This window comes from Klebsiella sp. MS 92-3 (assembly GCF_000195655.1).
Classification (GTDB): Bacteria; Pseudomonadota; Gammaproteobacteria; order Enterobacterales; family Enterobacteriaceae; genus Klebsiella; species Klebsiella pneumoniae.
Genome location: NZ_GL882724.1, coordinates 126227 through 136751, shown reverse-complemented (window position 1 = coordinate 136751; position 10525 = coordinate 126227). Strand labels below are relative to the sequence as shown.

Sequence of the window (10525 nt, the reverse complement as noted above, 5' to 3'; positions counted from 1 at the left end):
TAAAAGGTGAAACTGACCGATAAGCCGGGTTCTGTCGTGGACAGTCATTCATCTAGGCCAGCAATCGCTCACTGGCTCAAGCAGCCTACCCGGGTTCAGTACGGGCCGTACCTTATGAACCCCTATTTGGCCTTGCTCCGGGTGGAGTTTACCGTGCCGCGGACTGTTACCAGCCGCGCGGTGCGCTCTTACCGCACCCTTTCACCCTTACCTGATCCCGCTTGCGCGGGCCATCGGCGGTTTGCTCTCTGTTGCACTGGTCGTGGGCTGTGACACCCCCCAGGCGTTACCTGGCACCTTGCCCTATGGAGCCCGGACTTTCCTCCCCTCCGCCCGTCTCCCCCCGAAGGAGGACGACGACGAAGCGGCGACTGTCTGGTCAGCTTCGGCGCGCAGTATAGAGGGTTTACCGCCCGTTGTCATCCCTCAGTGGTCATCCCAACCTGCAGGGTGGCAGCAATATTACGCGACGCGCGGTAAATATTATCAAACGCCCCGCGAAATGCCTCTTCCAGCGTCGAAACGGAAGTTAACACGCTGAATACGGCATCGATACCGTGCTGGTGAACCACGCCGACATCGTGAGTCAGGCTGCCAGCAATACCGATCACCGGCTTACGGTATTTCTTCGCCACCCGGGCCACCCCCACCGGCACCTTACCGTGAACAGACTGGCTATCGAGCCGCCCTTCCCCGGTGACCACCAGTGAGCAGTCATGGATTTGTTCTTCCAGCTTCAGCGCCTCGGTAACGATCTCAATCCCGCTGCGCAGCTCCGCATTGAGAAAGGCCATCAGCGCCGCACCCATGCCGCCGGCCGCTCCCGCGCCGGGGATCGACTTCACGTCCACCTGCAGCGACGTCTTAATGACGTCGGCATAATGCGCCAGATTACGATCCAGCTCGACGATCATCGCCTCGGTCGCCCCTTTCTGTGGGCCAAAGATCCGCGACGCCCCACGCTCGCCTACCAGCGGATTGGTAACATCGCAGGCCACGTGGATCATCCTGTCACGTAAGCGCGGATCGATGGCGGAAAGATCGATCCGGCTCAGACGGCTCAAACTGCCCCCGCCATGGCCGATCTCTTGTCCCTCGGCGTCACAGAGGCGGGCGCCTAGCGCCTGCATCATACCCGCCCCACCGTCGTTGGTCGCACTACCGCCGATGCCGATAATGATCCGTTCCGCACCATGCTCCAGCGCCTGTAATATTAGCTCCCCGGTACCCCGTGAAGTGGTGATGAGCGGGTTACGTTTGTCGGGCGGAACGAGCCCCAGACCGCTGGCTGCCGCCATCTCAATAAACGCGGTGACGCCGTCGCCGGACATGCCCCAGCAGGCCTTCACTCTCTCACCCAGCGGACCCGTTACCCATGCGAAATGTTCCTTTCCCTGGGTGGCGGCAATCATGACTTCCACCGTCCCCTCGCCGCCGTCGGCGACGGGCAGGGAAACATACTGTGCATCAGGGAAAATTTCCCGAAATCCTTTTTCTATCGCCTGAGCTACCTCGCTGGCAGAAAGGCTTTCTTTGTAAGAGTCTGGGGCAATGACGATTTTCATAATTTTGTAGCCTGACAGTGCCGCGCAAGGCAAGCATAACAGGGCGCGCAGGGCGCCCTTCTTGTTAGCGAGTGACTTCCACTTTCGCCAGTTTTTCGTAATAGCACGCCAGCGCGCTATGGTCTGCAGTGCCGAGACCGTCCGCGCGCAGCGCCTGCATCATCTCCATCACCGCCGCCGTCAGCGGCAGTTGGGCGCCCACGCCGTGTGAGGTATCCAACGCATTGGCCAGATCTTTAATATGCAGGTCGATACGGAAACCCGGTTTGAAGTTACGGTCCATCACCATCGGGGCTTTCGCATCCAGCACGGTACTGCCCGCCAGACCGCCGCGAATAGCCTGATAAACCAGATCCGGATTGACGCCGGCTTTAGTCGCCAGGGTCAGCGCTTCAGACATCGCCGCGATGTTCAGCGCGACAATCACCTGGTTAGCCAGTTTGGTGACGTTGCCCGCGCCAATATCGCCGGTATGCACTACGGAGCCGGCCATCGCTTTCATCAGATCGTAGTATTTATCGAAGATCGCTTTATCGCCGCCGACCATGACTGACAGCGTGCCGTCGATGGCTTTCGGTTCGCCGCCGCTCACCGGCGCATCCAGCATATCAATACCTTTGGCTTTCAGCGCTTCGCTGATTTCCCGACTCGCCAGCGGCGCAATGGAGCTCATATCGATCACTACGGTGCCCGGTTTCGCCCCTTCAATAATGCCGTTTTCACCCAGCGCCACCTCTTTAACATGCGGAGAGTTCGGCAGCATGGTGATGATCACCTCGCACTGTTCGGCAATCGCTTTCGGCGTCGTCGCGGTCTCAGCGCCAGCGGCGATCACGTCGGCAATCGCTTCCGGGTTACGGTCAGACACCACCAGCGAGTAACCCGCTTTCAGCAAATTTTTGCTCATCGGTTTGCCCATAATGCCAAGACCGATAAAACCTACTTTGATTGTCATAATGTTCTCTCTCTTCATCCTGGTGATTATTTTTTAAACGCGTCGGCAAGTTTCTGGGTTGCAGAACGGAAGACGCCCAGATCGCTGCCAACGGCGACGAAGGTCGCGCCCCATTCCAGATAGCGGCGCGCATCGGCTTCCACTGGCGCCAGAATGCCGCTTGGCTTACCGTGCTTCTTCGCGCTGGCGAAGATATGTTGGATAGCGCGCTGCACCTCAGGATGGGCGGCATTGCCCAAATGGCCTAAGGCGGCGGCCAGGTCGCTCGGGCCGACAAACACACCGTCCACGCCCTCGGTCGCGGCAATCGCCTCGACGTTGTCCACTCCGGTCTGGCTCTCAATCTGCACCAGAATGGAAATGTTCTTGTTGGACTGGGCGAAGTAGTCCGGCACGGTGCCAAACATATTGCCGCGGTGGGAAACGGAGACCCCGCGGATCCCTTCCGGCGGATAACGGGTCGAAGCCACCGCCTGCGCCGCCTGTTCAGCCGTCTCGACAAACGGCACCAGGAAGTTATAGAAGCCGATGTCCAGCATGCGCTTGATGATGATGGGTTCATTGGTCGGCACACGGACTACCTGCGCGCTGGAGCTACCTTTCAGGGCCATCAGCTGCGGAATGAGCGTGGTGACGTCGTTTGGCGCGTGTTCCGCGTCCAGCACCAGCCAGTCGAACCCCGCCAGACCTAGCACCTCGGTGCTAATCGGGTTAGCCAAAGCGCACCAGCAGCCAATCTGCACCTGATGCGCCGCCAGCGCGGCCTTAAATTTGTTCGGAAAAATTGCGTTATCCATGATTTTTACCTTGCGTTAATCGTTGCTTACTTCTGCAATTCCATACGTTTGATATCGCCAACCACAAACAGGTAGCAGACCATCATCATCAGCGCGGAGCCGCCAACAAAAATCAGTGCGCCATTAAATGAGTGCAGTTCGCTCACGATGTAGCCAATAACCAGCGGCGTGGCGATCGAGGCCACATTGCCAAAGACGTTGAATACCCCGCCGCACAGGCCAACAATCTCCTTCGGCGCGACATCCGAGATGACCGGCCAGCCCAGCGCGCCAAAGCCTTTGCCAAAGAACGCCAGCGCCATCAGCGTAATGACCAGCGGCGTGCTGGCCGTGTAGTTACACAGGATGATGGACGACGCCAGCAGCATTCCCAGCACAATGGGCAGCTTACGCGCAAAAGTCAGCGTGCAGCCGCGGCCAATCAGATAATCCGAAAACAGCCCGCCCAGTACGCCGCCAGCAAAGCCAAACAGCGCCGGAATCGAAGCCACAAACCCCACTTTCAGAACCGACATTCCCTTGTCCTGCACGAGGTAGATCGGAAACCACGTCAGGAAGAACCATGTAATGGTATTCAGGAAATACTGACCGAAAAATACGCCTAACATCATTCGGTTAGTCAGCAACTGGCGGATATAGTCCATCTTCGGCCCGGCCGCCGGGGTGGCCTCTTTTTTATGGTCCATATCGACCACTGCGCCGCCTTCTGAGATATATTTCAGCTCCGCGGCGGACATTCGCGGATGATCGGTGGGGTTATGCACAAACTTCACCCAGATGATGGTGAGCACAAACCCTATTATCCCCATCACGGTAAAGACATGTTCCCAGCCCAGCGCGAAGGTCAGCCAGCCGAGCAGCGGCGAGAACAGAGCCAGCGAGAAGTACTGAGCGGCATTAAAGATAGCTGAAGCCGTACCCCGCTCTTTGGCCGGAAACCAGGCCGCCACAATGCGGGCGTTGGCGGGAAACGAGGGCGCTTCGGAAAAGCCCAGCATAAAACGCATAAAGAACATGGAGACCCCGGCCCAGGCGAGCGGGAACACATCAATAAAGCCTTGCAGGAAGGTAAACAGTGACCAGAAAAACAGACTGTATGAATAAACCTTTTTCGAGCCAAATTTATCCAGCAGCCAGCCGCCAGGGATCTGCATCAGCAAATAAGCCCAGCCGAAGGCGGAAAAAATGTATCCCATCGACACCGCGCTGAGCCCCAGCTCTTTCGCGACTTCAGTACCGGCGATAGACAAGGTCGCGCGGTCGCCATAGTTCACTGCCGTCACCACAAATATCATCAACAGAATTAAATAGCGGGTCGGTATTCCTTTTTTTTCATCTAATGTAGAATCCAAAATCATTTAGACATTCCTCGGGCACAGAACACCTTTTATAATTGTTTTAAGTGGTTTCTGATTTATTTAAAAGACGATATTGAAATTGTCTATTCGCATATCGATCACCTCAAAAACATGACTCAGTATAATCAGCACGCCCCCGCCAGACACTATGCATACCCACAATATAAAGTTATTATTTAAATCCATAATTGTGCTTATGCCATAAGTCATGGGCGCTAATCCACACTTCTTACGATTGCCTGCCCTGCAGAGGTTAGCGTCATAAAAAGGAGTGATGCCGATCACATTTTAAAATCAACTCAGCTGACATCCTTTATTCCATCATACTGATACGTAGCAAATGAATTAGCGTTTTATTTTATTATTAGCACCTGTTTGGAGATGACTGGACAATGGCTGACATTGCAATTCGACAACAATCGCCGACCGCGTTTTATATTAAAGTTGACCCGACAGATAATGTGGCGATTATTGTCAACGATCGCGGCTTAACCGCCGGAACGCGTTTCCCGGACGGCCTGACGCTCGTCGAGCATATCCCGCAGGGTCACAAAGTTGCCCTGGTGGATATCCCCGCCCATGGTGAAATCATCCGCTACGGCGAAGTCATTGGCTATGCCGTACGCGATATCCCGCAGGGAAGCTGGATTGACGAGTCGCTGGTGGAGCTGCCCACCGCCCCGCCGCTGAATACCCTGCCGCTGGCCACTAAAGTGCCTGAACCGCTACCGCCGCTGGAAGGTTACACCTTCGAAGGCTACCGCAATGCTGACGGCAGCGTGGGTACCAAGAATCTGCTGGGTATTACCACCAGCGTGCACTGCGTCGCTGGCGTGGTCGATTACGTGGTTAAAATCATTGAACGCGACCTGCTGCCAAACTATCCCAACGTCGATGGCGTGGTGGGCCTGAATCATCTCTACGGCTGCGGCGTGGCGATTAATGCGCCGGCGGCGGTAGTGCCGATTCGCACCATTCATAATATCGCCCTCAACCCAAACTTCGGCGGCGAGGTGATGGTCATTGGCCTCGGCTGTGAGAAGCTGCAGCCGGAACGCCTGCTGCAGGGCACGGAAGACGTCAAAAGTATCCCGGTGGACAGCGCCAGCATCGTCAGCCTGCAGGATGAAAAGCATGTTGGTTTTAAATCGATGGTCGATGACATTCTGCAGGTCGCCGAGCGCCACCTGGCGAAACTGAACCAGCGCCAGCGGGAAACCTGCCCGGCCTCTGAGCTGGTGGTCGGGATGCAGTGCGGCGGCAGCGACGCCTTTTCAGGCGTGACCGCCAACCCGGCGGTAGGTTACGCGTCCGACCTGCTGGTGCGCTGCGGCGCGACGGTGATGTTCTCAGAAGTGACCGAAGTACGCGACGCCATTCATCTGTTGACGCCGCGGGCGATTAACGAAGAGGTCGGTAAACGTCTGCTGGAAGAGATGGCCTGGTACGATAACTATCTTGATATGGGCAAAACCGACCGCAGCGCCAACCCCTCCCCCGGCAACAAGAAAGGCGGTCTGGCCAACGTGGTGGAAAAAGCGCTGGGGTCGATTGCCAAATCAGGGAAAAGCGCCATCGTTGAGGTGCTCTCTCCGGGGCAGCGTCCGACCAAACGCGGCCTCATTTACGCCGCAACCCCCGCCAGCGATTTTGTCTGCGGCACCCAGCAGGTAGCCTCTGGCATCACGGTGCAGGTATTCACCACCGGTCGCGGTACGCCGTACGGACTGATGGCGGTACCGGTGATAAAAATGGCGACCCGTACCGAGCTGGCCAACCGCTGGTATGACTTAATGGACATTAACGCCGGGACCATCGCCACTGGCGAAGAGACGATTGAGGATGTCGGGCGGAAGCTGTTCGAATTTATTCTCGACGTCGCCAGCGGACGCAAAAAAACCTTCTCCGATCAATGGGGCCTGCACAACCAGCTGGCGGTATTTAACCCGGCGCCGGTAACCTGATCGAGAGCGTAAGGATTTAACCACTTTTAGCCCGGATCTATCCGGGCTTGTTGGTTAGGGATGCTGGGCGGCAAGAAAAGCGCTGATCTCCGCCTGCGTCGAGGTGCCTTCCATGGGGCCGCGTTGGCTAATCGCCAGCGAGCCGCTGGCGTTTGCCCATCTCAGCGCCTCCCGGGGCGTGGCGCCATTGAGGAACAGACTAACAAAAGTGGCGCCAAAGCAATCCCCGGCACCAGTCGGATCCACCACCGGCACGCTGAAGCCGGCGACATGGTGCGTCTCGTTGGCGCTAAAGTAGCTTGCGCCACGCGGCCCGCGTTTAATCACCACATGCTTCACGCCGCGTTTCAGTAGCTTATCAACCAGGACCTGCTCATTGCGTTCCGGATTGAGACCAAAGTAATCCAGCTCGCCATCGCTCGGCAGGAAGATATCGGTGTAGTCGAGAATATATTCAAAGGCCTGCGACATCTCCGGGATGTTCAGCATCTCTTTGCGAATATTTGGGTCGAACGATACTGTGCCGCTGCGGCCTTTAATGTTTTCAATCGCTTTACGCATCGCATCGATAATACGGAACGAGAATAGCGATGACCCCATAATATGAAAATGCTGACACTGATTTAGCAACGCTTCGTCAATGTGGTCGGCAGTCAGCAGACCGCAGGCGCTGTTAGGCATATTAAAAATAAAATCGCGCTGCGCCTGGCTACGATAGCTGACGAAGGCGCTACCGGTAGTCGCTTTCTGCAGCATAGCGATGCCGTTGACGTTGACGCCGTCTTTCTCCAACCGCGCAATATTCATCTCGCCAAATGCGTCGTTGCCCACACAGCTAAACAACACGGAGCCGAAACCCAGCTTTGCCACCTGATCGGCAAATATTGCCGGCGCCCCGCTGGGATAGGGCCCCCAAAATTCACCGGGACGGGAAAACCCCTGATTCTCTTCCTTGGCGAGAAACTCCACCAGCAGCTCGCCGATGGTGCAAATGGTTACGTTCATCACCGCTCCTGGTTTGTCTTATGCAAAGCCGTGTTGAGCCATGTCAGGCATTCATTGTTGGTATAGCTGTTGGTCAAACCCGCGGCGAGGAAGCAGGCATGGTACTCTGCCGCGACGACCTGAGGGGTCACGACGCTGCTGATCTGCTGTAATTCACCCACAGCATAACGTTTCTCGCCATAGACCGGCCGGGAAGCGACAATCGCAATGACTCGTTTACTCTGGGCCACCGCTTCGCTTAACAAATGTGCCGTAACCTCGTTACGCACGCTTAGCGTGCCGTCTTCAGCAATGTGGTCCACCGCTATCAGCGCACGTGAAGGGCGGTAATGACCCAACGCCTTCAGCGCCAGTTCGCCCTCTACAATCCGCCCCTGACCGGACAACACCCCGCCAAGCAGAACGGTTTCCCCATTTAAAAACTCCTGCGCCAGCGCGACGTGGCCCAGATCATTTAATAGCAGGCAAAGCTCTTCTCTGTTGGCCAGAAAGGGGATCACTTTACGCAAAATGGAACCCTGGCCTAGAAACAGCGTTTCGCCATTTTCTGTCTGCGCCGCCACCTGGCGAGCCATTTCCGTCTCCAGCGCTTTATCTCTGACGGCAGGCGCTTCTCGGGTCATCGCAACCGGCGCGCCAGCCTGGGCGGTATAAATCGCCCCGCCAAAAGAGCGTTTCAAGTAGCCCTGCTGCTCGAGGTAGTTGAGATCGTTACGGATTGTCACCCCGGAAACAGCCAGCATTTCTGCCAGATCGTCGACTTTGATCTCGCCGTTCTTACGAACGATCTCTGCGATGTCCAAGCGCCTTTTCAGCAAGCTGGTTGACGGTTTTGCCACGGTTTATGCCTTATTATTTTCTCCTGGAATAACTTTCATTTTTAAATTTCCCTCTTGCAATGTCAAACCGCGGCTGTAGCCCTATCCCGCCATCAATCAGCAAATCGATATTAATCATGTAGTTACAAATTGGCACCTTACCAACTTAAACTTTAAAAAAGAAACCCTATAAATACTATTAACTTTCATTTTAAAAATCAATTCATCATTGTGTGCGGTGGATCACACCTAAAAGGCGAGACGATCGTTACATTACTTTCAAACTGAAGGTTATTAACCAAAAATAACTTACAAGATGAAAACAGAGGACTAAAATGTACATCATTTCCAGTAAAAACATGCTATTAAAAGCTCAGCGACAGAGTTATGCCGTGCCGGCTTTCAATATCCATAACCTCGAAACCATGCAGGTCGTTGTTGAAACGGCGGCTGAGTTGCGCTCCCCCTTGATCCTTGCCGGCACCCCCGGTACCTACAGCTATGCCGGCACCGGCAACGTGGTGGCGATCGCCCGCGATCTGGCAAAAAAGTGGGATCTCCCGCTCGCCCTGCACCTCGATCATCACGAGGATCTGGCTGATATCACGCGCAAAGTGCAGGCAGGGATCCGCTCGGTCATGATCGATGGCTCTCACTCACCGTTCGAGGAGAATGTGGCACTGGTAAAAAGCGTGGTGGAGTTGAGCCACCGCTATGATGCCAGCGTTGAAGCCGAGCTGGGCCGTCTGGGCGGAGTTGAAGACGATCTGGTGGTCGATGCTAAAGATGCGCTCTATACCAACCCCGAACAGGCCCGCGAATTTGTCGCTCGTACCGGTATTGATTCGCTGGCCGTCGCCATCGGTACCGCGCACGGCCTTTACACCGCCGAACCGAAGCTTGATTTTGAGCGCCTGGCGGCTATTCGCGACTGCGTTGACGTTCCGCTGGTTCTGCATGGCGCTTCCGGCCTGCCGGATAGTGATATTCGTCGCGCCATTTCTCTGGGCGTATGCAAAGTCAACGTCGCCACCGAACTAAAAATCGCTTTCTCGGATGCGCTGAAAGCCTACTTCCTGGAAAATCCGGGCGCCAACGATCCTCGTCACTATATGAAACCGGCGAAAGCGGCAATGAAAGAGGTCGTTCGCAAAGTCATTCACGTTTGTGGCTGCGAAGGACAACTGTAATCAGCGGATCGAAGGAGCCTTGCTGTGATCCACACCCTGACACTGAATACCGCGATCGATATGAATATCTTTTGCGATCCGCTCCAGCCGGCGGCAGTCAACCGCACCCGGCAAACGGAATATTGCCCGAATGGTAAAGGGGTTAACGTCTCGCTGGTATTACATCATTACCAGCAGCCAACCCATGTCATGGGCATATTCGGCGGTTTTACCGGCCGCTATATCGTTGAGGAACTACGCAAACAGCATATTAATGTCACACCGGCATGGGTCGCTGAACCGACCCGTATAAATATATTTATTAACGACGGCAGTGATGAATACAAACTGGTAAATCCCGGCGCGCGGATTGATGATGAAGGAAAAGAACAAATTCTTCACCATTTACAGTGCGTCGCGCCCGGTGATTATTTAGTTATCAGCGGCAGTCTGCCACCGGGAATAGAGAGCCGGTTCTATAGCGAGATTCTGGTGCTGTGCCAGCAGAAAGGGTGTGAAGTCATCTTAGATATCAGCCACCCGGTGCTGCGCCAGCTGTTAGAGTGGCGTCCACTATTGATTAAACCCAATGACGACGAGCTGAAAGAGATCTTTGGTCTGGATGTCAGCAGCCCCCGGCGGGTACGCGAAGCAATGCAAACGCTCCACCAGCTCGGGGCTCGCAATGTTCTGCTGACCCTTGGCGCGCAAGGGCTCTATTTTTCGAACGGCGCGCAACTGTGGTTCTGCTCGGCACCGAAAATCGAACTGGTCAGCTCGGCCTGCGCCGGCGATGCCGCGCTGGGTGCATTCCTCAGCCATTGGCTTAACACAGACGATATTCCCCAGGCCCTGGCGCTGGCCAGCGCCACCGGCGCCGGTGGGGGCGCCCCC

The 10525-nt window shown here is 55.6% G+C and carries 9 protein-coding genes and 1 other RNA gene; 3 read left to right on the top strand and 7 right to left on the bottom strand.

Annotation, left to right across the window (positions count from 1 at the left end):
- Positions 1–4 precede the first annotated feature (4 nt).
- From rnpB to HMPREF9538_RS24080, 5 genes are all read right to left on the bottom strand, one after another.
- Positions 5–387, bottom strand: an RNA gene (gene rnpB, locus HMPREF9538_RS28735) — RNase P RNA component class A.
- A gap of 32 nt (positions 388–419) precedes the next feature.
- On the bottom strand, positions 420–1565 hold the full coding sequence (garK, locus tag HMPREF9538_RS24065) for a glycerate 2-kinase (protein ID WP_009484033.1): 1146 nt from the start codon (positions 1563–1565) through the stop codon (positions 420–422).
- A 64-nt stretch (positions 1566–1629) separates the two neighbouring features.
- Positions 1630–2520 carry a 2-hydroxy-3-oxopropionate reductase gene (gene garR / locus HMPREF9538_RS24070; protein ID WP_002917952.1) on the bottom strand — a complete coding sequence of 297 codons (891 nt, stop codon included), beginning with the start codon at positions 2518–2520 and terminating at the stop codon, positions 1630–1632.
- Between the two features lie 26 nt (positions 2521–2546).
- A complete protein-coding gene (gene garL / locus HMPREF9538_RS24075) occupies positions 2547–3317 on the bottom strand; it encodes a 2-dehydro-3-deoxyglucarate aldolase (protein WP_002917954.1) in 771 nt (256 codons plus the stop codon).
- 26 nt (positions 3318–3343) lie between these two features.
- Positions 3344–4675, bottom strand: a complete 1332-nt coding sequence (locus tag HMPREF9538_RS24080) for an MFS transporter (protein WP_009484031.1) — start codon at positions 4673–4675, stop codon at positions 3344–3346.
- Between the two features lie 392 nt (positions 4676–5067).
- On the opposite strand from HMPREF9538_RS24080, the gene garD reads away from it, so the two are divergent.
- The gene (gene garD / locus HMPREF9538_RS24090; RefSeq protein ID WP_002917960.1) at positions 5068–6639 is read left to right on the top strand and encodes a galactarate dehydratase; all 1572 of its coding nucleotides are present in this window, start codon (positions 5068–5070) and stop codon (positions 6637–6639) included.
- Between the two features lie 54 nt (positions 6640–6693).
- Here garD and HMPREF9538_RS24095 read toward each other — a convergent pair whose 3' ends face one another.
- On the bottom strand, positions 6694–7644 hold the full coding sequence (locus tag HMPREF9538_RS24095; RefSeq protein ID WP_002917963.1) for a sugar kinase: 951 nt from the start codon (positions 7642–7644) through the stop codon (positions 6694–6696).
- The gene (locus tag HMPREF9538_RS24100; protein ID WP_020317105.1) at positions 7644–8447 is read right to left on the bottom strand and encodes a DeoR/GlpR family DNA-binding transcription regulator; all 804 of its coding nucleotides are present in this window, start codon (positions 8445–8447) and stop codon (positions 7644–7646) included. Before HMPREF9538_RS24100 ends, HMPREF9538_RS24095 begins: the two co-directional genes overlap by 1 nt.
- Positions 8448–8797: 350 nt before the next feature.
- On the opposite strand from HMPREF9538_RS24100, the gene HMPREF9538_RS24105 reads away from it, so the two are divergent.
- Together HMPREF9538_RS24105 and pfkB are read left to right on the top strand one after the other, a co-directional pair.
- Positions 8798–9652, top strand: coding sequence for a tagatose bisphosphate family class II aldolase (locus tag HMPREF9538_RS24105; protein WP_002917968.1), 855 nt, complete (start codon positions 8798–8800; stop codon positions 9650–9652).
- Positions 9653–9676: 24 nt separating this feature from the next.
- A partial coding sequence (gene pfkB, locus HMPREF9538_RS24110; protein WP_009484029.1) for a 1-phosphofructokinase occupies positions 9677–10525 on the top strand: 849 nt, incomplete at its 3' end.

What these genes read in the sequence shown, in the direction of transcription:
- garK (WP_009484033.1), bottom strand. Translation starts at nt 1,565, where the DNA reads ATGAAAATCGTCATTGCCCCAGACTCTTACAAAGAAAGCCTTTCTGCC.
- garR (WP_002917952.1), bottom strand. Translation starts at nt 2,520, where the DNA reads ATGACAATCAAAGTAGGTTTTATCGGTCTTGGCATTATGGGCAAACCG.
- garL (WP_002917954.1), bottom strand. Translation starts at nt 3,317, where the DNA reads ATGGATAACGCAATTTTTCCGAACAAATTTAAGGCCGCGCTGGCGGCG.
- HMPREF9538_RS24080 (WP_009484031.1), bottom strand. Translation starts at nt 4,675, where the DNA reads ATGATTTTGGATTCTACATTAGATGAAAAAAAAGGAATACCGACCCGC.
- garD (WP_002917960.1), top strand. Translation starts at nt 5,068, where the DNA reads ATGGCTGACATTGCAATTCGACAACAATCGCCGACCGCGTTTTATATT.
- HMPREF9538_RS24095 (WP_002917963.1), bottom strand. Translation starts at nt 7,644, where the DNA reads ATGAACGTAACCATTTGCACCATCGGCGAGCTGCTGGTGGAGTTTCTC.
- HMPREF9538_RS24105 (WP_002917968.1), top strand. Translation starts at nt 8,798, where the DNA reads ATGTACATCATTTCCAGTAAAAACATGCTATTAAAAGCTCAGCGACAG.